This is a genomic window from Microbacterium sp. M4A5_1d (assembly GCF_053345465.1).
The window spans coordinates 1,082,178-1,104,377 of sequence record NZ_JBKFAD010000001.1; the positions used below are offsets into that span (position 1 = coordinate 1,082,178).

Annotated in this window: 19 protein-coding genes; 4 read left to right on the forward strand and 15 right to left on the reverse strand. The window is 71.1% G+C overall.

The window, feature by feature from the left end:
* Positions 1 to 29 precede the first annotated feature (29 nt).
* From ACLBWJ_RS05210 to gabT, 7 genes are read right to left on the reverse strand one after another with little or no spacing between them, the layout of a single operon-like run.
* On the reverse strand, positions 30 to 1,397 hold the full coding sequence (locus tag ACLBWJ_RS05210) for an NAD-dependent succinate-semialdehyde dehydrogenase (protein ID WP_447659850.1): 1,368 nt from the start codon (positions 1,395 to 1,397) through the stop codon (positions 30 to 32).
* A gap of 18 nt (positions 1,398 to 1,415) precedes the next feature.
* Complete coding sequence (locus tag ACLBWJ_RS05215; protein ID WP_274178527.1) at positions 1,416 to 2,882, reverse strand: NAD-dependent succinate-semialdehyde dehydrogenase; 1,467 nt, start codon at positions 2,880 to 2,882, stop codon at positions 1,416 to 1,418.
* Positions 2,879 to 4,438 (reverse strand): APC family permease, encoded by a 1,560-nt coding sequence (locus ACLBWJ_RS05220; RefSeq protein ID WP_274178526.1) that lies wholly within the window; start codon positions 4,436 to 4,438, stop codon positions 2,879 to 2,881. Before ACLBWJ_RS05220 ends, ACLBWJ_RS05215 begins: the two co-directional genes overlap by 4 nt.
* Positions 4,435 to 5,337, reverse strand: coding sequence for a universal stress protein (locus ACLBWJ_RS05225; RefSeq protein WP_274178525.1), 903 nt, complete (start codon positions 5,335 to 5,337; stop codon positions 4,435 to 4,437). Before ACLBWJ_RS05225 ends, ACLBWJ_RS05220 begins: the two co-directional genes overlap by 4 nt.
* Positions 5,334 to 6,692 (reverse strand): flavin monoamine oxidase family protein, encoded by a 1,359-nt coding sequence (locus tag ACLBWJ_RS05230; protein ID WP_274178524.1) that lies wholly within the window; start codon positions 6,690 to 6,692, stop codon positions 5,334 to 5,336. The genes ACLBWJ_RS05225 and ACLBWJ_RS05230 overlap by 4 nt, the downstream gene beginning before the upstream one ends.
* Positions 6,685 to 8,181: an amino acid permease gene (locus ACLBWJ_RS05235; RefSeq protein WP_274178523.1), complete on the reverse strand. Its 1,497-nt coding sequence runs from the start codon at positions 8,179 to 8,181 to the stop codon at positions 6,685 to 6,687. The genes ACLBWJ_RS05230 and ACLBWJ_RS05235 overlap by 8 nt, the downstream gene beginning before the upstream one ends.
* A gap of 2 nt (positions 8,182 to 8,183) precedes the next feature.
* On the reverse strand, positions 8,184 to 9,542 hold the full coding sequence (gabT, locus tag ACLBWJ_RS05240) for a 4-aminobutyrate--2-oxoglutarate transaminase (RefSeq protein WP_274178522.1): 1,359 nt from the start codon (positions 9,540 to 9,542) through the stop codon (positions 8,184 to 8,186).
* A 90-nt stretch (positions 9,543 to 9,632) separates the two neighbouring features.
* Here gabT and ACLBWJ_RS05245 point away from each other — a divergent pair, with 90 nt between their 5' ends.
* Positions 9,633 to 11,156, forward strand: a complete 1,524-nt coding sequence (locus ACLBWJ_RS05245; RefSeq protein ID WP_274178521.1) for a PucR family transcriptional regulator — start codon at positions 9,633 to 9,635, stop codon at positions 11,154 to 11,156.
* A gap of 8 nt (positions 11,157 to 11,164) precedes the next feature.
* Here the strand turns inward: ACLBWJ_RS05245 and ACLBWJ_RS05250 are convergent, their stop codons facing one another.
* The 6 genes from ACLBWJ_RS05250 to ACLBWJ_RS05275 are packed head-to-tail and all read right to left on the reverse strand — an operon-like array spanning position 11,165 to position 16,142.
* The gene (locus tag ACLBWJ_RS05250) at positions 11,165 to 12,013 is read right to left on the reverse strand and encodes a MurR/RpiR family transcriptional regulator (protein ID WP_114588107.1); all 849 of its coding nucleotides are present in this window, start codon (positions 12,011 to 12,013) and stop codon (positions 11,165 to 11,167) included.
* Entirely contained in the window at positions 12,003 to 12,836 is an 834-nt protein-coding gene (phnE, locus tag ACLBWJ_RS05255; protein WP_112616846.1) for a phosphonate ABC transporter, permease protein PhnE, read from the reverse strand. The genes ACLBWJ_RS05250 and phnE (ACLBWJ_RS05255) overlap by 11 nt, the downstream gene beginning before the upstream one ends.
* A complete protein-coding gene (gene phnE, locus ACLBWJ_RS05260; RefSeq protein WP_274178520.1) occupies positions 12,833 to 13,633 on the reverse strand; it encodes a phosphonate ABC transporter, permease protein PhnE in 801 nt (266 codons plus the stop codon). The genes phnE (ACLBWJ_RS05255) and phnE (ACLBWJ_RS05260) overlap by 4 nt, the downstream gene beginning before the upstream one ends.
* Positions 13,630 to 14,448: a phosphonate ABC transporter ATP-binding protein gene (phnC, locus tag ACLBWJ_RS05265; RefSeq protein ID WP_112616842.1), complete on the reverse strand. Its 819-nt coding sequence runs from the start codon at positions 14,446 to 14,448 to the stop codon at positions 13,630 to 13,632. Before phnC ends, phnE (ACLBWJ_RS05260) begins: the two co-directional genes overlap by 4 nt.
* Entirely contained in the window at positions 14,445 to 15,419 is a 975-nt protein-coding gene (phnD, locus tag ACLBWJ_RS05270) for a phosphate/phosphite/phosphonate ABC transporter substrate-binding protein (protein ID WP_447659851.1), read from the reverse strand. Before phnD ends, phnC begins: the two co-directional genes overlap by 4 nt.
* A gap of 57 nt (positions 15,420 to 15,476) precedes the next feature.
* The gene (locus tag ACLBWJ_RS05275; protein WP_112616838.1) at positions 15,477 to 16,142 is read right to left on the reverse strand and encodes an HAD family hydrolase; all 666 of its coding nucleotides are present in this window, start codon (positions 16,140 to 16,142) and stop codon (positions 15,477 to 15,479) included.
* A gap of 80 nt (positions 16,143 to 16,222) precedes the next feature.
* Here ACLBWJ_RS05275 and ACLBWJ_RS05280 point away from each other — a divergent pair, with 80 nt between their 5' ends.
* A complete protein-coding gene (locus ACLBWJ_RS05280; RefSeq protein WP_274178519.1) occupies positions 16,223 to 16,879 on the forward strand; it encodes an amino acid deaminase in 657 nt (218 codons plus the stop codon).
* A gap of 19 nt (positions 16,880 to 16,898) precedes the next feature.
* Here the strand turns inward: ACLBWJ_RS05280 and ACLBWJ_RS05285 are convergent, their stop codons facing one another.
* Positions 16,899 to 18,329: a helix-turn-helix domain-containing protein gene (locus tag ACLBWJ_RS05285; protein WP_274178551.1), complete on the reverse strand. Its 1,431-nt coding sequence runs from the start codon at positions 18,327 to 18,329 to the stop codon at positions 16,899 to 16,901.
* Between the two features lie 185 nt (positions 18,330 to 18,514).
* Between ACLBWJ_RS05285 and aceA the strand changes: the two genes are divergently transcribed.
* Positions 18,515 to 19,822, forward strand: coding sequence for an isocitrate lyase (gene aceA / locus ACLBWJ_RS05290; RefSeq protein ID WP_114588110.1), 1,308 nt, complete (start codon positions 18,515 to 18,517; stop codon positions 19,820 to 19,822).
* Positions 19,823 to 19,854: 32 nt separating this feature from the next.
* On the forward strand, positions 19,855 to 21,510 hold the full coding sequence (aceB, locus tag ACLBWJ_RS05295; protein WP_407667126.1) for a malate synthase A: 1,656 nt from the start codon (positions 19,855 to 19,857) through the stop codon (positions 21,508 to 21,510).
* Positions 21,511 to 21,739: 229 nt separating this feature from the next.
* Here the strand turns inward: aceB and ACLBWJ_RS05300 are convergent, their stop codons facing one another.
* A complete protein-coding gene (locus ACLBWJ_RS05300; RefSeq protein ID WP_447659852.1) occupies positions 21,740 to 22,171 on the reverse strand; it encodes a hypothetical protein in 432 nt (143 codons plus the stop codon).
* Positions 22,172 to 22,200 lie beyond the last annotated feature (29 nt).

A 22,200-nucleotide genomic window follows, 5' to 3' on the forward strand; every position in this document is an offset into this window, starting at 1 on the left:
CGTGCTGCTCCGTGGGCTCCCGCGACGGGTCAGGCGCCCGTACGGATGAGCTTCTTGTTCACGAACTCGTCGGCGGCGAGGAGCCCGAGCTCGCGTGAGGTGCCGCTGCGCTTGACTCCGCCGAACGGCAGCCCGGCCTCGTCCGCGAGCACGAGGTTGATGTAGACCATTCCCGCGTCGATCGCATCGGCCACACGCTCAGCCTGCTCGGCATCCGTCGTGAACACGTACGACCCGAGCCCGAACGGGGTGTCGTTGGCGAGCTCGATCGCCTCGGTCTCATCCGCGACGCGGTAGACCACGCCGACGGGACCGAAGAACTCCTCGCGGTAGGCATCCATCTCCGGTGTCACGCCGGTGAGCACCGTGCCCGGGTAGAAGGCGCCGTCGCGGCGTCCCCCGGTCACGAGGGTCGCCCCCTGCGCCACGGCTCGGTCGACCTGCTCCGCCAGCCGCTCCGCCGCCGTCAGCGACGACAGCGGCCCGAGGACCGTGTCGTCGGCGAACGGGTCACCGACCTTCGCGTCGGCCAGCGCCCCGGCGAACTTCTCGACGAAGGCGTCGTAGAGTCCATCGACCACGATGAACCGCTTCGCTCCGTTGCACGACTGTCCCACGTTGTCGAGACGCGCCTCGGCGGCCGCCGACACCGCGGCATCCAGATCGTCGGTCGAGAGCAGGATGAAGGGGTCCGACCCACCGAGCTCGAGCGCGACCTTCTTCAGGTTGCGACCGGCGATCTCGGCGACCGCCGATCCGGCGCGCTCCGATCCGGTCACCGAGACGCCCTGCACGCGGCGGTCGGCGATCACATCGGCGGCCTGCTCGTTGCTCAGGTACAGGTTCGTGTAGACCCCGGCCGGGAAGCCCGCGTCGCGGTAGATCGCGTCGATCGCTGCGGCGGACTCGGGGCACTGCGGCGCGTGCTTGAGCAGGATGGTGTTCCCGACCGCGATGTTCGGCGCCGCGAAACGGGCTACCTGGTAGTACGGGAAGTTCCACGGCATGATCCCGAGCAGCACGCCGAGCGGGCTGCGACGGATGACCGCGGCACCCTCCCCCTCGATCGGGATCGGGGTGTCGCCGGTGATCTCGTCGATGTGGTCGGCGTAGTACGCGGTGATATCGGCGGCGAAATCGACCTCGCCCTCCGCCGCGGCGAGCGGCTTGCCCATCTCGCGCACGATGATGGCGGCCAGCTCGTCGCGGCGCTCGCGGTGCAGCTCGGCCACGCGGCGCAGACGCTCGGCCCGATCGGCCGGCGCGACGACGCGCGACCACGTGCGGTAGGCCGCGTCCGCCGCGGCCAGGGCGCGCTCGACGTCCTCGTCGGTCGCGGGGTCGTACGTCGCCAGGGTCTCGCCGGTGGCGGGGTTGGTCACGGCATACGTGCTCATCGGTTCTCCTTCGTCTCGTCAGTCGGCGGGGATCAGGGTGTACTTCGTCGAGAGGTATTCGTGGATGCCCTCGAGTCCGCCCTCGCGCCCGATTCCCGACTGCTTCACACCACCGAACGGGGCCGCCGCGTTCGAGACGACTCCGACGTTCAGGCCCATCATGCCGGTCTCGAGGCGATCGATCATCCGGTGGCCGCGCGCGAGATCCTGCGTGAACACGTACGACACCAGTCCGTACTCGGTGTCGTTGGCCAGGCGCACGGCCTCGTCCTCGTCGGAGAAGGTCGCGATCGCCAGGACGGGTCCGAAGATCTCCTCGCGCAGGATGTCGCTGCCCGCGGCGACCTCGGTCACGACCGTGGGCTCGAAGAACGTCCCCTCCCCGTCGATCGCCGAGCCGCCCGTGCGCACCGTGGCGCCCCGCGCGACGGCGTCCTCGACGAGCGCGCCGGTCTTCGCGACCGCCTTCTCGTCGATGAGGGGCCCGATCTGCACACCGTCCTCGGTACCGCGACCGATCTTCATCGCCGAGACGCGCTCGGTGAGCCGGTCGGCGAACTCGTCGGCGATCGACTCGTGCACGATGAAGCGGTTGGCCGCGGTGCAGGCCTGCCCGATGTTGCGGAACTTCGCGAGCATCGCGCCCTCCACCGCCTTGTCGAGGTCGGCGTCGTCGAACACGACGAACGGGGCGTTGCCGCCGAGCTCCATCGAGACCCGCAGCACCCCTTCCGCCGCCTGCTCGATGAGCTTGCGCCCGACCGGGGTCGAGCCGGTGAACGAGAGCTTCCGAAGCCGGGGGTCGGCGATGATGGGCGCGGCGACCTCGCTCGAGCGCGTCGCGTTGACGACGTTGACGACGCCCGCCGGGAGGCCCGCCTCCTGCAGGATCTGGACGAACAACGTCGTGGTGAGCGGCGTGAGCGCCGCGGGCTTGACCACGACGGTGCACCCGGCCGCAAGCGCCGGAGCGATCTTGCGGGTCGCCATCGCGAGCGGGAAGTTCCACGGCGTGATGAAGAACGACGGGCCGACGGGACGCTGCGAGACGACCATGCGGCCGGTCCCCTCAGGGTTCAGGCCGTAGCGGCCCGAGATGCGCACCGCCTCCTCGCTGAACCACCGCAGGAACTCACCGCCGTAGACGACCTCGCCGCGCGCCTCGGCGAGGGGCTTGCCCATCTCGAGCGTCATCAGCAGCGCCAGGTCCTCCTTGCGCTCCTGCACGAGGTCGAACGCGCGGCGCAGGATGTCGCTGCGCACGCGCGGCGCAGTGGCGGCCCACTCCTCCTGCGCCGCGACGGCGGCGTCGAGGGCGCGGATGCCGTCCGCCGGCGAGGCGTCGGCGATCTCGATGAGCGTGCGGCCGGTCGAGGGGTCGGTGACCGGGAAGGTCGCGCCGCCCTCGGCATCCACCCACTCGCCACCGATGAAGAGGCCGCGTTCGATCCCCGCCAGCAGTCGTGTCTCGTTCTCGTGCGTCATCGCGCCTCTCCTCTCGCGCGCCGGCTCACCGGCGCATCCTTGGTCAAAGTCTCGCCCCGGAAGAACGCGGGGCGCTTCACGGCCTGCCACACCATCACGACGACGCCGACGAGGATGACTCCCACGCCGAGGATGAACACCAGGCCGATGCCGCCGATCTGCGATCCGCTGCCGTACGCGGGATCCATCGTGTCGATGAGCGTCGTGACGAACAGCACCGCCAGGATGACGCCGCCCACGAGCGGGAAGAGGAACGTGAAGAAGACGTTCCGTACCGAGTCGAACCACTGGCGCCGGAAGTACCAGACGCAGGCGAACGCCGTCAGGCCGTAGTAGAAGCAGATCATCATGCCGAGCGCGAGGATGGTGTCCCACAGCACGTTCTCGCTGACGATGCGCATGACGACGTAGAAGCCCGAGGCGACGATCGCCGAGACGATCGTGGCGTAGCCGGGCGTGAAGAACCGGGGGCTCACCTTCGCGAAGCTCTCGGGGAGGGCCCCGTAGTGGCCCATCGCGAGCAGTGTGCGCGCCGGCCCGACGAAGGTCGACTGCAGCGACGACGCGGAGCTGGTGAGCACCGCGAGCGAGACGAGGAACGCCAGCGGGCCGAGGATCGGTCCCGAGAGGTGGAAGAAGACGTTCTCCTGGATGTCTTCGTTGCCGAGTCCGAGCTCGCCCGTGCCGACGCCCGCGAACATGATCATCGCGATCGCGAGCAGCAGGTAGAGAGCGACGATCATGACGACCGTGATCGTGGCGGCGCGCCCCGGCGTGCGCTCGGGGTCCTTCGTCTCCTCGTTCATCGTCAGGGTGACGTCCCAGCCCCAGAAGATGAAGATCGACAGCGACAGCCCGGCGGCGAAGGCGCTGAACGTCGGTACCGCGAAGGGGTTGAACCACGACCAGTCGAACGCCGTGGCATCGAAGGCGTTGCCCGAGACGGCCTCGACGATCGCCGCGATCGCGAACAGCACGAGGACGACGACCTGGAAGGCGACGAGTCCGTACTGCAGCTTCTGCGTCGTCTGCATGTCGCGGTACGAGATGAAGGTCGCGGCGGCGACGAACAGGACGCAGACGAGGACGTTGATCCAGACCACGGAGGCGAGGCCGGCAATCGACTCCTGTCCGGTGAGCTGGGCGATCAGCAGGAAGAGGAAGTCGACGGCGACCCCCGCGAGGTTCGAGAGCACGAGGATCGTGGCGGCGACGAGCCCCCAGCCGGCCATCCACCCGATCCACGGGCCGAAGGCGCGCGTCGCCCACGTGAAGCTCGTACCCGAGTCGGGCATGCGGTTGTTGAGCTCGCGGTATCCGAAGGCGACGAGCAGCATCGGGATGAAGCCGACGAGCACGATCGCCGGCACCTGAGTGCCCACGACGGATGCCGTCGGCCCGACCGCCGCGGTGAAGGTGTAGGCCGGGGCGATGCAGGAGATGCCGATGACGACTGCTCCGATGAGGCCGACCGTTCCGGCGCTCAGCCCCTTCCGGGAGATGCCGCCGGTGACGGGGTCGCCCGCGGGCACCCCCGTCTGTTCTGCTCGGGTCATGCGCTCGCTCCTTCGCGGTCGCTGCGGGTGCGGGGCACCACGATCATGGGGGCGGTGACGACGCGCAGCATGCGCGCCGCCGTGGAGCCGAGGAAGAGCCGTCGCGGCTGCGCGAGACGGCTGGAGCCGACGATGACGGCCTCGCCGGCCTCCCATTCGAGGTGCGACACGGCGTCCTCGATGCCGTCGCCGGCCGCGACCACGGCGGTGACCTCGGCCTCGGCCGGAAGAGCTCCGCGGACCTCGTCCAGGACCTCCTGCGCGTGGTTCTGACCGACCGTGCGGATGGCCCCGGTGTCGAGGCCCGCGGGCAGGTCGAGGGCGACGAGCGAGAGCAGCCGCACCGGCGCCGCGGTCGCCGCGGCGAGCCGGATGGTCGCCTCGACGAGGAGCTCGGTGCCCTCGCGCTCCCCCACGGCGGCGGTCAGGCGCGTGATGCCGGTCTCGACCGGAACCCGGCGCGCGCCGCGCGGAACCAGGGCGACCGGCACGTCGGACGAGTGCACGAGCTCGGTCGTCGTCGTGCCGAGCCGGTGCCGGCCCCGATTGCCGCCGTCGGCGGCCCCGACGACGATGAGCGAGGCCCCCAGCTCGTCGGCGGTGTCGATGAGCCCCGCCGCGACCGACTCGCCGTAGCGGACGTGGGCGCGGTGCGACACACCCTCGGCAACCTCCGCGGCGCCCTCCCGCAGCCAGCCGGCGGCCTGCTCGCGCAGCAGCCGCTCGTAGCCGGCATCCGGCGGGACGATCCCCGGCTTCTGGGCGGGGAGCACGAGCACGAGGTGGAGCGCGGCCCCGGATGCCGTCGCGAGGCGACTCGCGAAGGCCACGGCATCCCGCCCCGCCTTGGTCGCGGTGTATCCGACGACGATGCGGCCGCCGGACGCCGAGCGGCTCATGCGCGGTCCGCTTCGAGGATCTCGTCGGCGACGCGGTGGCCCATGCGGATCGCTCCGTCGACGTGCTGGTAGCCGAGTCCGGCGAGATCGCTGCACGCGACGTGCAGCGGTGCGACGAGCTCGAGCTGCTCAGCGCCGTAACGGGTCAGGCCGCCGAGGTCGAAGCTCGCGGCGTAGGCGCCGCGCGTCCACTCCTCGCTGCCCCAGTCGCTCTCGTAGTAGACGATCGGGTTCTTCGCCTCGGGTCCGTAGTAGTGCGAGAGCGACTCGAGGATGCGCTCGCGCCGCTCGTCCGCGGAGAGGCGGAAGAGGTCGTCGGCGTTCTGGTCGGACACGAACCCGACGAGCGTGCCCCGCTCGTCGCCGTGGTTGGTGTTGTCGTACGCCTCGTGCGACAGCTCGTACGGGCTGAAGGCGGTGCCCGACAGCCCCTGCTCGCGCCAGAACGGCCGGTCGTAGACGGCGTGCACCTTGATGACGAAGCCCATCGAGAAGTGCTGGTGCATCTGGTGCTTCAGACGCGGCAGCGGCGGCGAGAACGAGATGCGGTTGTAGAGCACCGGCGCCAGAGCGAGCACGACGTGGCGTGCCCGCACCGTGACCTCGTCGGTGCGGACGACCGCACCCGCGTCGGAGTACTCGATCGAGCGCACCGGCTGGCCCAGCAGGACGTCCTCGCCCAGCCGCTCCGCGAGGCGCAGCGGCACCTGCTGCAGACCTCCGACGACGCGCTTGTCGAGGATGAAGTCCGCATCGACCAGGTGCGAGTACGAGCCCGCCGACGCCGCCATGAGCAGCGACTGGAGCAGCGAGAAGGTGTGCGTCGGCTTGGTGAGCATCGCCGATCCCGTGGCGAAGGCGAGGTTGCGCACCGCCTCGTCGTCATCGGTCTGCTGACGCAGCCACGCGTCCCACGAGATGCGGTCCCACTCGGCCGCCTTCTCGTGCGCCCACGGCCGGTCGGGGTCGATCTCGGCGACCATCTCGTCCAGCCGCGCGGTGATCTCGTCGATGACGCGCTCGGTCTCCGGCGCCACCGGGAACATCTCGCCGCGGAAGCGCCGCGCCTGCCCGTCCGGACCGACGTACACGCTGTCGCCGTCGCGATACCGCGTGTACGTCTCGAGTCCGAGGTCGGCGAGCGTGTCGATCAGCGCGTGCTGGTCGGGCGAGACCCACTGTCCGCCGAGCTCGAGCATGGCGCCGTCGATCTCGTCGGTCCACAGGCGTCCGCCGACGCGGTCGCGCGCCTCGAGCACGACGACCGACAGCCCGGCCTTCCTCAGGTCGTTCGCGGCCGTCAGTCCGGCCGCGCCGGCTCCGACGATCGCGACGTCGCGGGTGATCTCAGTCATTTCCGACTCCTTCGTTGGCAGAACCCGTGACCGGGGCGACACTCTCCCGGTCGAGCCGACGGGCGCGCAGGTTGCGGCGCACGAGCGGCCAGAACACCAGTAGTACACCGGTGGCGATGAGACTCGTCCACACCTGCGAACGCCCCGACTCGGTCGTGAGCATGACCACCACGACGGCGGCGATCGCGACGATCAGGAAGATGTTGAGCCACGGGTGCAGCCACATCTTCAGCTTGAGCGCGGCCACCTCCTCGGGCGTCATCCGCTGACGCAGGCGCAGCTGGGTGAGGGCGATGAAGACGTACACGAAGAGCGCGACGAGGCCGGCCGAGTTCATGATGAAGTCGAAGATGCCCGACCCCGGCGTGAGGAAGTTCACGAGCGTCGCGATGAGCCCGCCGATGGTCGAGGCCAGCAGCGCCATCACGGGAACGCCGTTGCGCGAGCGCCGCGCGACGACCTTCGGGGCGAAGCCCTTGTCGGCCAGCGCCGAGAACATCCGCGAGGCCGAGTACAGGCCCGAGTTGAGGACCGAGATGACGGCCGTGAAGATCACGAGCTGCATGATGACGTCGGCCCCGGGGATGCCGAAGCGCGACAGCGCGACCGTGAACGGCGCGTTCGCGACATCCGTCGGCGCCGGCAGCTCATCCCAGGGCACGACGGTGACGATCACGAGCACCGACCCGACGAAGAACAGCAGGATGCGCCAGATGATCGTGCTGGTCGCCTGCCGGATGCCCTTGGCGGGATCGACGGATTCGGCCGACGCCATGACGGCGATCTCGGTGCCGAAGTACGAGAAGATCACGAGGGCAACGCCGGTGAAGGCGACGCCGATGCCGTTGGGGGCGAACCCGCCGTGCTCCCACAGGTTGGGGACGGCGAAGGTCGCCTGCGGCCACAGCCCGAGGGCGAAGAGGATGCCGGCGCCGAGGAACACGACGATAGCGAGCACCTTGATGCTGGCCAGCCAGAACTCGACCTCGCCGAACGTGCGGACCGAGATGACGTTCGTGCCGACGAAGACCGCGAGCAGGATCAGCGACCAGCCCCAGGAGGGGATGACCGGGAACCAGGTGTGCATCGTCTCGCCGCCGAGCACCGCCTCGTAGGCGAGCACGCCGACCCAGAAGTACCAGTAGAGCCAGCCGACGAGATAGGCAGCCCAGTCACCGAGCCCGACGCGGGCGTACTCCATGAACGAGCCGATCGCCGGACGCGACGCCGCCATCTCGCCGAGCATGCGCATCGCGAGGAAGACCAGCAGACCGCCCAGCAGGTACGACAGGACCGCGGCCGGCCCGACCGTGCGGATGACGTTGCCGGATCCGACGAACAGGCTCGCGCCGATGATGCCGCCGAGAGTGATCATCGTGACGTGGCGCGACCGCAGCTTGTTCGAACGCGCCTTCGTCACCGCCCCGAGCCCCGCGGACGTCTCGGGCGAGACCGGGTTCTCCCAGCCGCTGGAGCTCGGGGCCGCCACGCTCAGGCCCGCCCGAGAGCCGCGGCGATGACGTCGAGACCGTCGTCGAGCAGCTCGTCGCCGATCGAGAGCGGCGGAAGGAACCGGATCACGTTGCCGTAGGTGCCGCACGTGAGGACGATGACGCCTTCCGCGATGCACGCCTTGGCGATCGCCGAGGTCAGCGCGGCGTCGGGGGCGCCGGTGGCGGGGTCGACGAACTCGGCGGCGATCATCGCGCCGAGCCCGCGCACCTCCCCGATGCGGGGGTCGCTCTCGCGCATCGCGTTGAGACGAGCTGTCAGGCGCGCCCCGATCTGCTGAGCGCGCTCGATCAAGCCGTCGTTCTCAAAGGCGTCGATCGCGGCGAGGGCCGCCGCGCAGGCGACGGGGTTGCCGCCGTACGTGCCGCCCAGGCCACCGGGGTGCGAGGCGTCCATGAGGTCGGCGCGGCCGGTGACGGCCGCGAGCGGCAGGCCGGCCGCGATGCCCTTCGCCGTCGTGATCAGGTCGGGGACGATGCCGAAGTGCTCGCTGGCGAACATCGCGCCGGTGCGGGCGAAGCCGGTCTGCACTTCGTCGGCGATGAACACGACGCCGTTCTCGCGGCACCAGTCGGCGACCGCCGGCAGGAACCCGTCTGCGGGGACGATGAACCCGCCCTCGCCCTGGATGGGCTCGATGATGACGGCGGCGAGGTTGTCGGCTCCGATCTGCTTCTCGATCTGCGAGATCGCGCGGGCCGCGGCATCCGGGCCCGACAGTCCGTCGCGGAACGGATACGACAGCGGCGCACGGTAGACCTCGGGGGCGAAGGGCCCGAATCCGCTCTTGTAGGGCATCGACTTCGCGGTGAGCGCCATCGTGAGGTTCGTTCGGCCGTGGTAGCCGTGGTCGAAGGCGACGACCGCCTGACGGCCGGTCGCCTTGCGTGCGATCTTCACGGCGTTCTCGACCGCTTCGGCGCCCGAGTTGAACAGCGCGGTCTTCTTCTCGTGGTCGCCGGGGGTGAGCCGGTTGAGGGCTTCGGCGACGGCGACGTACGACTCGTACGGCGAGATCATGAAGCAGGTGTGGGTGAACTGCGCGACCTGCGCCTGCACAGCGGCGACGACGGCGGGATGCGCGTTGCCGACCGAGGTCACGGCGATGCCCGAGCCGAGGTCGATGAGCGAGTTCCCGTCGGCGTCGACGATGACTCCGCCACCCGCGGCGACGGCATGGATCGGCGCGGTGTGGCCGACACCGGCCGGGACGGCGGCTGCCTTGCGTGCCAGCAGCTCCTCGGAGCGGGGTCCGGGGATCGCGGTGACGACACGGCGCTCCTGCGGGAGGGTCGGGCCGCCGAGGGGGATGGTCGGCGTCGAGGTCGTGGTGCTCATTCCGCGACAGTAAGACGCGCATCGCGCAACCCGCATTCACCGGGTTGTACAGTGATGCCACCTCTTATCGCCAGCACGTACAGGATGCCGATGCCCGCCGCCGCTCCCCCGTCACCGACGATCCGCGCCCTGCTGGCCCGGCGTGAACTCGATCTGCGCCTCGCGACGCCTGCCGACGACGACGCCAACCTCGACGCGCCGGTGCGCTGGGTGCACAGCTCCGATCTTGCCGACCCCACCCCCTTCCTCTCGGAGGACGTCGTCCTGCTCACCACGGGCACCCAGTTCGCCGGGGACTCCGATGCGGAGGCGGAGGCGGAGGCCTACGTCGGCCGCCTGCGGGCGCGCGGTGTCCGCGGGCTCGGCTTCGGCACGGAGGTGGTCCGCGACGGCATCCCCGATTCCCTCCGGCTCGCCTGCACGACGGCAGGCATGCCGCTGTTCGAGGTGCCGTATCGGACCCCGTTCATCGCCGTCGCCCGAGCCGCCGCGGAAGCCATCGCCGCGCAGGCGTACGCTCGGCGCAGCTGGGCGCTCGACGCGCAGCGCGCCCTCGCGATCGCCGCCCTGCGGCCCGACGGGTTCGACGCGACGCTGGCCGAGCTCGCGCGCCAGCTCGGCGCGTGGGTCGGCCTCTACGACGCCTCGGGGACGCTGACGCACGAGCACTCCTCCGCCGGGTCCGCGGTCGACGGCGATCTGCGCGGGGCCGTCGGGGCAGAGGCTGCGGCACTGCTGCGACGGGGAGGGGGAACTGGCGCGGCGATGCGGTTGGCGGGCCATCCGGTGACGCTGCAGACGCTCGGCTCGGGGGGTCAGCGCGGCGTCCTCGTCACTGCCGGCGCCGAACTCGACCAGGACGCCCGCGCCGTCGTCACCGCCGTCGTCGCGACGACGGGCCTCGCTCTCGAGCAGCGCCGGATGACCGCGGGCGCGTGGAGCGGGCTGCGCGCTGCGCTCGTCGACCTCCTCGCCGACGGGCACCTCGCCCTCGCACGGAAGGTGGCGACCGATGCCTGGGGCGGCTTCCCCGCCGCGCCCTACGTCGTCGCGGTGGCGGATGCGCACGCGCCGACCGGCGCGCGCGAAGTGCTCGACAATCACGCCGCAGGCGGCCGGCTGTTCTACGGTCGCGACGAGGACGGCGTGCTCCTCATCGTCGGGACGAACGAACGGCACCTGCTCGACGAGATCGCCGCGCGGCTGTCGTGGCGACTCGGGACCGCGGCGGCCACGACCGACGACGACGTGACGGCGGCCCGCGACCGGGCCCGGCTCGCGCGCGACCGCGGGCGTCCGGGTGCCGTCACCGATGTCGTCGATGCTCCAGGCGACCTGCTCGACGATCTCGCGACGGCGCCCGCTCGCGCCCGCGCCGGAGCCGAGCTCACCCCGCTGCGCACCCACGATGCACGTCACGGCACGGCGCTCGAGGCGACGCTCGTCGCCTGGCTCGACCACGACGGCGCTCACGAGTCGACGGCGCGCGCCCTCGGCGTGCATCGACACACCGTCCGCACGCGCATCGCCCTGGCCCAGCGCCTGCTCGGCCGCGACCTGTCGAGCTTCGCCGACCGCGCCGCCGTCTGGACGGCCCTCCGCCTCTCCCCCTGACCCCGTGCTCAAGCCCCGAGATTGTCGGAGAGGACCTCGAGCACCTGCGCGCGCACGGCGCTCGCGCCGCCGGGCAGGCGCGCGGCCACCTCGTCGGCGAGAGCCTCGACGAACAGCGCGTGCGCGGCCCGCGACGTGTGCTCGAGCTCATCGCGGAAGCTCGTCCCCGCCGGCGCGATGACGAGCGCGTGCGTGGCCCGTTCGACGAGCGGGGATGCCGCGAACGAGGTGATCGCGATGACGACGGCTCCCCCGGTCGCGGCCGCCGCCGCGGCCCGCAGACTCGCCTCGTTCGCGCCCGAGCCGCTCACGACGATGCAGACGTCACGACTGCCGAGCTGCCGAGCGGAGATCTGCTGCGCGATGACGTCGGCGATCACCTCGGCGGGCCGCCCCACGGCGGTCAGGCGCATCGCGAGATCGCTCGCGACCGGCGACGAGAGTCCGTTGGCGACGACCAGCAGCCTGCCGGCGCCGACCACAGCCGTCACCGCTCGCTCGACCTCGTCAGCCTCGAGCAGGCTCGTCGACGCCGGCAGCGACGCCGCGGCTCGATCGATCGACCTGCGCACGCGCCCGAGCGCCCCGTCGCCGTGGTCGGATGGCGCCGGCGCGGCCGCTCCGAGTTCGGCGGCGAGCGCGACCCGCAGCTGCGGATAGCCGCGGAACCCGAACGTCTGACAGGCGCGGACCACCGACGAACGCGCGACCCCCGCACGGTCGGCCAGCTGCTGCGCGGTGAGTTCGACCACGACCTCGGGCGCGTCGAGGATCACGTCCGCGACGCGGCGCTCGGTCGGCTGCAGCCCGTTGCGGAGCGCCTGGATGCGCACGGTCGGCGGAGCGTTACCGGACACGTGCGCCCTCCATGATCCGTCGGCGGATGCGGCCCGAGATGCCGTCGATCGTCATCGTGACGACGATCACGACGATCAGCAGCATCCCCACCGTCGACCACTCACGGTACTGGGTGTAGGTCGTCAGCATGTCGCCGATCCCGCCGACTCCGATGAGCCCGAGGACGGCCGACGAGCGCACGTTGATCTCGAAGCGGTAGAGCCAGAACGACAGGAACACCGGGGTCGCTTGCGGCCACACGCCCCATCGCAGCACCTGCGCCGGGCTGCCCCCGGCCGCGCGCGCCGCTTCGATGGGTCCGGCGGGGACGGCTTCAACGGCTTCGTACCCCCACTTGCCGAGGGTGCCGATGCCGTTCACCGCGAGGGCGAGCGCCCCCGTGAGCGGCGTGAGCCCGGTCATCGAGAGGATGATGATCGCGAAGATGATCTCGGGAACGGCGCGAATCGTCGAGAACACGAACCGCAGGATCGAGCGCAGCCATGCCGGACCGAACCCTCGGGCCGCCACCAGGCTGAGCGGTGTGGCCACGATAACCCCGAGCACGGTCCCGACCCACGCCATCTGAACGCTCTGCCAGGTCTGCCACAGAGCGTCCGGCAGCTTCTCCCACGTCGGCGACGAGAACATGAGCCAGCCGTAGCGCACGAGCTCGGCGGGCAGGTCAGCCAGCCGCGACCAGGTGATGTCCACCGACCAGAAGGCCAGGATGACGACGATCGTCACGGCGGCGGCGACCACGGTGCGCACCCGTCGACGCGGGCGGGAGGGCACGGCCGGCGCTGACGTGCGTCGCGGATCGGCGAGAACGGGAGCGGTCATGCGAGCCTCCGTCGCAGGGCGGAGCTGGCGGCGTCGATGACGAGCACGACGACGAGGATCTCCAGGATGATGAGCGACAGCTGGTCGTACCGGTAGAAGGTGCGCACGGCGTCGATGATGAGGCCCATGCCGCCGGCGCCGACGAGCCCCAGGACGGTCGACGCGCGGACGTTGAGCTCGAGGACGTACAGCGTCTGCGCCGCGAACGCGGGCCAGGTGTCGGGCAGGGCGAGGGCACGATTGATCTGAAGCTGCGTCCCGCCCGCGGCGCGGCCCGCTTCGAGGGGCCCCGTGTCCATCGCGTCGATCTGCTCGGAGACCAGCTTCACGATGATGCCGACGTTGAAGATCACGAGGGCGAGGATGCCGGGCAGCGCGCCGACCCCGACCATCGCCACCAGGATCGCCGCCGACAGCAGGTCGGGAACGCTCCGGACGATGTTGAGTATCGCGCGGACCGCACCCCGCAGCACCGGGCGCGGGTTGGTCGGCCGAGCCGCCCACAGACTCAGCGGCAGCGAGAGCGCGGCCCCCACCGCGGTGCCGATCACCGCCATCTGGAGCGTCTCCAGCAGCGGGGCGACGGTCCGCGGGAAGAACGTCCAGTCCGGCTGCAGCAACCCGAGCACCTTGTCGGCGCCGTGCTGCCAGTTGCGCGCGATGCCCGACAGGTCGAGGCCGACGCCGATGCCGGGGAGGCAGGTGACCACCGTGATCGCGGTGACGATCCCCGCGACCAGCCACGGCACCGCACGTCCGCGGGGTCGCGGCGGGACGACGAGTGCGGGCGCGCTCATGCGTCGAGCCGGTCCTCGGCCGTCAGCGATCGCCCGTAGATGCCGGCGAAGTCCGCGTCGGAGGCATCCGCTGCCGGGCCGTCGTAGACGACCTCGCCCGCCCGCATCCCGATCAGTCGCACGCCGTAGGTGCGCGCCAGGTCGAGCAGGTGCAGGTTCACCAGCACCGTGATGCCGAGCTCGGTGTTGATGCGCTGGAGGTCTTTCATGACCCCGTGCGCCGTGGGCGGATCGAGGCTCGCGACCGGCTCGTCGGCCAGGACGATGCGCGGCTGCTGCGCGAGGGCGCGGGCGATCGCGACGCGCTGCTGCTGACCTCCCGAGAGAGCGGCGGCGCGATCCCAGACCCGCGGCAGCATCCCCACGCGCTCGAGCGCCTCGAAGGCGAGGCGGCGGTCGTCGGACCGGTAGGCGCCCAGCAGGGTGCGCCACACCGGGGTATGGGCGAGGCGACCAACGAGGACGTTGTTGAGCACGCTCGTGCGACCGGCGAGGTTGAAGCCCTGGAACACCATGCCGATGTCGCCGCGCAGGCGACGCAGCTCGCGCCCACGCGCCGTGTCGACGCGCACGCCGCCGACCTCGAGCACGCCCGAGGTCACGGGGACGAGGCCGTTGATCGTGCGGATGAGGGTCGACTTGCCCGATCCCGACAGCCCGACGACGGCGACCATCTCGCCCGCACCGATCTCGAGCGAGACCCCGCGCAGGCCGAGAGTGCCGTTCGGGTAGCGCACCGTGACGTCGTGCAGCCGGATGCCCGACGGCGATGCCGGGGCCGCGGCCCCGGCATCGCGTGCAGTGGTGTCGGTCACTGCAGTCCGAGCGCCTGCGCGGCGCGTGCGACGACGTCGAGCGACGAGGCGTCGGCGGGTGCGAGCTTCGTGATCGAGTAGATGCTCTGCAGCACCTCCGAGCCCTCGGCGGTGTTCGAGAAGTCCTCCAGCGCGGTCGCGATGCGCTCGCGCAGCTCGGGCGAGAGGTCCGAGCTCAGCGCGACACCGTCGTTCGGGATCTCCTCGGTCATCGCGAACACGACGACCTTCTGCCCGACGCCCGGGGTGTCCTTCTTCACGATCGTGCGCGCGTCCCAGAAGCTGAACCCGACTTCGGCGTCACCGTTGTAGACGGCGAGCACGGACGCGTCGTTCGCGGTCACGGGCAGCTGATCGATGTCGCTGTCGGTGTCGAGCCCGGCCTCCTGCAGCGCGAGGATCGGGTAGATGTAGCCGGCGGGCGACCCGGGTCCGAGCACGGCGACCTTCGCGCCCTTCACCTTGGTGATCGAGTCGAGGCCCGCGGGGCCCGTCATCGCGTCGGCGCCGTTGCAGAAGAGCATCCCGTCGCGCTCGACGGGAGCGTCGTCGCAGTACTTGTCGGGGTTGTTCGTCATGAACTGCGCGGGGTAGCTGATGTTGCCGTTGCGCTCGGTCTGCAGCACGACGTCAGCGCCGTACATGTCGTTGGCCTGCCACAGCTGCAGCGACGGGAGGAAGCCGATCTGCGCCTGGCCGGCGCCCATCGCCTCGACGGCGGCCTGATAGTCCTTCGAGACCACACCGGTGACCTCGATGCCGAGCTCGTCGCTCAGGTAGTCGGTGAGCGGAGCCGCGGTCTCGACGAGCCCGTTCTGGTCCTGCGAGGGGACGAGCGCGAGCACGAGCGACGTCGGGTCGGCGGCGGCCTCAGGGGTGTCACCGGCGGCGGGCGAGCCCGCGCAGCCGGCGAGGGTGATGGCGGCGATGGCGCTGACGGCGGCCGCGGCGAGAAGTCGGGTGGTGCGCATGAGTGGATGTCCTTCGGGTGAGGGGTGGGAAAGGAGTGGTGTGAGAGGTGTACGGAGTCAGGGGGCGGATGCCGCGGCCCACGCTTCGATGCGCGGCAGCAGTTCGGTGAGCGTGTCGGCGTGGAAGGTCGGGGATGCCGCGGCATCCGTCCACGGACCGACGAGCGCGGTGTCGTGTCCGCGCCGGTGCGCGGGCTCGAGGTCGTTGCGCCAGATGTCGCCGACCGCGAGCACCCGGCGGTCACGGACCTCGGGCGCGTCGAGCAGCCGTTCGAGCCCCGCGGGCTTGCCCGCGTCGGTGACGATGCGCGCGAAGGCGTCGCCGAGCCCCAGCGCGTCGAGGGTCTCCGCGACGCGGGTCGCCGGGGCATTGGTGACGAGGACGCACTCGGCCGGCAGGCGTTCGGCGACCGCGGCGAGCCCGACCGGCGCCTCGACGGGAGCGAGATCGGTGCCCAGCAGTGCGCGGCTGTCGAGGTAGGCACGCGACAGCGCCTCGGCCCCGACCCCCGCGTCCTCGGCCACGAGCCGGATCACGTCGTACGCGTCGAGCGGCGCCCCAGCACCGGACGGTCGGCCGCGCAGCCCGTCGTCGACCCGGGCGAGGAACCGGTCGGGATCGCCGGAGGCAGCGGCGGCAGCACGCGCGTAGGCGAGCACCGGCCCGTCGCCGAGGGCGACGGTTCCGTCGAAATCGAAGATGATGAGAGCAGGGTTCGGCACGGATCGGACTTTCTGAGTGGACGCTTCGTCCATCGTTAGGTGCACACGTGGACACAAATCCCACAGTCGATGAACTGCGGATGAACGAGATCCGACGACTCGATGCGGCGGCCGCGACCGCCGCGCGCGGCGACGCCGGGCAGGCGTTCGACGCGGTGCCCTGGCTCTCGCGATCGATAGCCCAGGATGCGGCATCCGGTCGCTTCGCACGCTGGTCGCGGTCGACCATCGTCGACGAGAACGTCGGTGCGCCCGTGCTCGACCGTGCGGTCTTCGACCGGCTGCACGATCTCGCCGGCGAGCCGAGTGCCTGGCCGGTCGGGAACGCGGGCCTCCTTCACGTGTACGGCTACCTGCTCTCGCTGACGCCGACGCCGTACGGCCTGAAGCGCGAACGGTGGCTCGGCCCCGAGCTCGCCCGCGCGTTCGGGCTCGCCGACGCTGCGTTCGCGCCCTGGGCGGACGGGCCGACGCTGCTCGAACGGGTGACGGACGCGGCGACGAGCCTGCTCCGCTCCCCCGCGGCGGCGCGGTCCGAGGCCGGCGGCGAGTACCTCACCGTGCTGTCGGCAACCGCCGGTGCCGCCGCGCTCGTGTACGCGCGTGTCACCGACGACGGCATCCGCCTGGTGACGACCTTCCCCGCCGCCGACGCCGCCGCTCTCCTGACCTCGATCGACGCTGCTCCGCCCGCCCCCGGCACCCCCTACCGCCCCCGGTGGAACGCCGCCCCCTGACCCGAGTCGACGGGGTGCTTCAGGAGGGGGCGTGTGTCTCCAGGAACGCGTAGAGATCAGTCGTGTCTACGCCCGGGAAGGCGCCGGTCGGCAGAGTCGCCAGCAGCGTGCGCGGGGTCTTCACGTTCGGCCACGCGGCGGCACGCCACCGCTCCTCGAGGTCGGCCGGCGCACGTCGGCAGCACACGTCGACCGAGTGCCGTGACACCCCGCGATGGGGTGTGTCGCGCCCGAGGAACCACTTCGTGTCATCGAACCGCACGCCGACGCTGACCGAGTGCGCGCCCTCGCTCGAATGCTCGACGCGAGCCGTGCACCAATAGGTCCCGTTGCCGGTGTCGGTGTACTGGTAGTACGGGTTGAAGCGGTCATCGACGTCGAAGACCGCCCGGCTCGTCCACTCCCGGCAGCACAGCTGCCCCTCGATGGCGCCGAGCCGGTCGGTCGGGAAGTCGACGTCGTCGTTCTCGTACGCCTTCGTGATCGTCCCCGACTCGTGAACCTTGAGGAAGTGCACCGCGATGCCCAGGTGCTCGGTCGCGAGGTTCGTGAAGCGGTGCGCGGCGGTCTCGTACGACACCGAGTACGCATCGCGCAGGTCTTCGATCGAGATCGCACGCCGCTCCTTCGCCTCGCGCAGGGCGGGCGCAGCATCCGCCTCGGGGATCAGCAGCGCACCGGTCAGGTAGTTCGTCTCCACCCGCTGCCGGAGGAACTCGTCGTAGCTGGCCGGCTCGGTGTGACCGAGGATGCGGCTCGACAGCGCCTGCAGCACGGCGGTCCGCGGATCGGCGGACGTCGCGGCAGCGAGGCGGCTCGACAGGTAGAGCCGCCCATGGGCGAGGTCGGCGACGCTTCTGGTCGTCTGCGGCAGATCCGCGACGTAATGGATGCTGAAGCCGAGATGCCCCGCGATGTCGCTCGCGGTGCGCTGCGTCAGCGGCCCGCCCGGGTGCCCGACCGCCGCCAGCAGCTCCCGCGCCTGCTGCTCGAGCTCGGGGAAGTAGTTGTTCTGCGTCCGCATAAGACGCCGCAGGGCGACGTTGGCGCGCCGCGCCTCTTCGGGGGTCGCGGCGCGCTCGTCGTGCAGCCGCTCGATCTCGCCCTGCAGCGCGAGAAGGGCGCGCAGCACCTCGTCGGGCACGGCGCGCGGGATGCGGAAGGGCGTGATCCCGGCGCTCCGGAACGTCGGCCCCGCCATCGCGCGGGCGACCTCGATCTCCAGGGCGGCACGGGGATCCAGCTCCTCGGACTCGAGGAGCGCATCGAGCGAGGTGCCGAGGGCGCGCGCGATCGTGCGGAGCAGCGAGAGCTTCGGCTCGCGGCGACCGTTCTCGATCATCGAGAGCTGGCTCGGCGCACGCCCGACGGCAGCGGCGAGGTCGTCGAGGGTCATCCCTCGTCCGGTGCGGATCTGCCGGATGCGCCGGCCGATCGTGAAGGCGTCCATGTCCTCATCGTCGAGCGCCACGCCCGCGGCGGCGACGGCGTCCTTGCGCGTCATGGTGGGATTCTGTCACGAAAGCAGAAGATCGGCCGATCTTCTCCTCGAACCCGGCGGTGCTGCGCCCGATAGTTCGCCCACAGTGGTCTCCACGACGGGCAGAGCCGCCCGTTCTGACGAAGGAGACCGAGATGACCACGATTCCCGCTCCGGGTCCGCTGCGGCCCGGCGACCAGGTTCAGACCGCTGCCGAGCTCGAGGAGCTGTGGCAGACCGACCCCCGCTGGGACGGCATCGAGCGCACGTACCGCGCAGACGACGTCATCCGGCTGCGTGGCTCCGTCCGTGAGGAGGCCACCCTCGCCCGCCGGGGTGCCGAGTCGCTGTGGAACCTCCTCCACACCGAGGAGTACGTCCGCGCCCTCGGGGCCTACACGGGCGGCCAGGCCGTCCAGCAGGTGCGCGCCGGCCTGAAGGCGATCTACCTGTCCGGCTGGCAGGTCGCCGCCGACGCGAACCTCGCCGGGCAGACATACCCCGACCAGAGCCTGTATCCCGCCAACTCCGTGCCCGCCGTCGTGCGGCGCATCTCGAACGCGCTGCTGCGACAGGACCAGATCGAGCACGCCGAGGGCGGCCGCACCCGCGACTGGCTCGCCCCGATCGTCGCCGACGGCGAGGCGGGGTTCGGCGGTCCGTTGAACGCCTACGAGCTCGCGGCATCCCTCATCGCCGCCGGTGCCGCCGGCACGCACTGGGAGGATCAGCTCGCGAGTGAGAAGAAGTGCGGCCACCTCGGCGGCAAGGTGCTGGTGCCGACCGCTCAGCACATCCGCACGCTCAATGCCGCGCGGCTCGCCGGGGATGTCGCGGGCGTGCCTGCGATCGTGATCGCGCGGACCGACGCGCTGGGCGCCGACCTCATCACGAGCGACGTCGACGAGCGCGACCGCCCCTTCCTCACCGGCGAGCGCACGAGCGAGGGCTTCTACCGCACCCGCGCCGGGATCGACCCCGTCATCGCGCGCGGCCTCGCGTTCGCGCCCTACGCAGACCTGCTGTGGGTCGAGACCGGCGAGCCCGACATCGAGCTGGCCCGCGAGTTCGCCGCAGCCGTCCACGCGGAGCATCCCGGCAAGCTGCTCGCGTACAACTGCTCGCCGAGCTTCAACTGGAAGCGGCACCTCAGCGACGCGCAGATCGCGACGTTCCAGGCGGAGCTGGCCGAGCTGGGCTACCGGTTCCAGTTCATCACCCTGGCCGGATTCCACGCCCTCAACCACTCGATGTTCGACCTCGCCCGTGGCTACGCCGACCGTGCAATGAGCGCGTACGTCGAGCTGCAACAGGCGGAGTTCGACGCCGAGGCGCACGGCTACACCGCCACCCGCCACCAGCGCGAAGCCGGCACCGGCTACTTCGACGCCCTCTCGACGGCGCTCAACCCCGACAGCGCCACCCTCGCCCTGGCCGGATCGACCGAGGCATCCCAGTTCTGACCCGAGCGTCACAGATCACAGGAGACGAGACCATGACCATCACAGAGACTCAGAGCCGGCGGCGCACCTGGACGGGGCCCGTACCCGTGCAGACGCACGAACCCGCGATCGAGGTGCGCGGCGAGATGCACCCGCGCTTCGACGAGATCCTCACGCCCGACGCGCTCGACTTCGTCACGGCGCTGCACGACCGCTTCGCGGGGCGACGGCACGACCGCCTCGCCGACCGGATGCGGCGCCGCTTCGAGATCGGCAACGGGGCCGACCCATCGTTCCGCAGCGACACCGCGCACATCCGCGAGGACGACTCGTGGCGCGTCGCGGGTGCGGGCCCGGGCCTCGAGGACCGCCGCGTCGAGATCACGGGACCCACCGATCCCAAGATGACGATCAACGCCCTGAATTCGGGCGCCCGCGTGTGGCTCGCCGACCAGGAGGACGCCACCTCGCCGACCTGGCGCAACGTCATCGGCGGGCAGCTGTCGCTGCGCGACGCGATCCGCGGTGAGCTGGAGCACACCGGTCCCGATGGGCGGCGCTACACCGTCACCGCCGAGCGCACGCCGACGATCGTCATGCGCCCGCGCGGCTGGCACCTCACCGAGAAGCACCTCGCCTACACCGACCGCACAGGGCGCGCCCTCGACGCATCCGGGTCACTCGTCGACTTCGGGCTCTATGCGTTCCACAACGCCGTCCGGCTCGTCGAGAGCGGCCGGGGACCGTACTTCTACCTCGCCAAGCTCGAATCCAGCGCCGAGGCGCAGCTGTGGGACGACGTCTTCGCGTTCACGGAGCGCCGGCTCGGACTGGCCCACGGCACCATCCGGGCGACCGTGCTGATCGAGACGCTGCCGGCGGCGTTCGAGATGGACGAGATCCTCTTCGCTCTCCGCGACCACTGCGCGGGCCTGAACGCCGGACGGTGGGACTACATCTTCTCGATGATCAAGAACTACCGCGGGCGCGGAGCCCGGTTCGTGCTGCCCGACCGCAGCGCGGTCACGATGACGGTGCCGTTCATGCGGGCCTACACCGAGCTGCTCGTGAAGACCTGCCACCGCCGGGGCGCGCACGCGATCGGCGGAATGAGCGCCTTCATCCCCAACCGGCGGAACCCCGAGGTCACGCGCGCCGCGTTCGAAAAGGTCGCCGCCGACAAGCGTCGCGAGGCCGGCGACGGTTTCGACGGCACGTGGGTCGCGCACCCCGACCTCATCCCGATCGCGCGCGCCGAGTTCGACGCCGTGCTCGGCGACCGCCCGAATCAGCTCGACCGGCAGCGCGACGACGTCGAGGTCGCAGCATCCGAACTCATCGACTGCCACATCGGCCTGCCGATCACGACCGCCGGTGTGCGCGCGAACGTGTCCGTCGCCGTGCGCTACCTCGAGGCCTGGCTGCGCGGGATCGGCGCCGTCGCGATCGATGACCTGATGGAGGATGCCGCCACAGCCGAGATCAGCCGGTCGCAGATCTGGCAATGGATCCACCAGGACCGCACGACGGATGACGGCACGCCGATCACCCGCGCCTGGGTCGACGAACTGGTCGACGACGTCATCGCCGAGGTCGAGCGCCGCGACGGCGACCGCTTCGACGATGCCGCGGCCCTGTTCCGCGAGGTCGCGCTCGGCTCCGAGTTCCCCGCGTTCCTGACCCTCCCCGCCTACGCGAAGTACCTCTGAGCCGCCTCCCCTAGCCCCCGTCGGGGCTGGGGGGAGGTCAGGGGGACAGGAGGGGGATCAGAGACGGAGGGGCGGGGCGGGTCTGGAAGTCGCTGCCGACGATGCGCTGACAGCCGTCGAGCTCGACGGTCACAGTGAGAGGCGCGCCGCCCGCGGCGGCCGTGACGTCCGGGTGGACGACGACGAAACGGGATGCCGTCTCGGAGCAGTGCGCGCCCGCACGCGTCGCTCAGCCGACCGCCGTCGCCTCGTGCAGTTCGACGCGACCCGCCCCCGAGGACGTGCGGTCGACGACCTCGAGCCGAGCCAGAGCGGCCAGGGGTTCGTCCTCTTTGGGGCCGCCGCATGCCGTCAGGGGGAACGACATCGGCACGAAGCGGCCCGCCGCATCCGTCGCCCAGATCGCGCGGAAGGCATACCCGACGGCGGGGCAGACCGCTGCCGGCCCAGGATCGCTGGGCGCCGCCATCGCGTCGAGGAATTCCGTGAGGTCGCCCTCGTAGCGCCGCACCTCGTTGCCGGCGATGACGCCGTCGGCATCCTCACGCGTCACGCCGTTGGCGCACTCCAGCACCGCGACGACCTCGAAGTCTTCGGGGACGAGACCAGCGCCGGGAAGCGGGTTGAGGATCGGGTCCGGGCACGACATCGTGTCGGACACGGTCGCCACCTCGCGGACAGGCGGCGGTC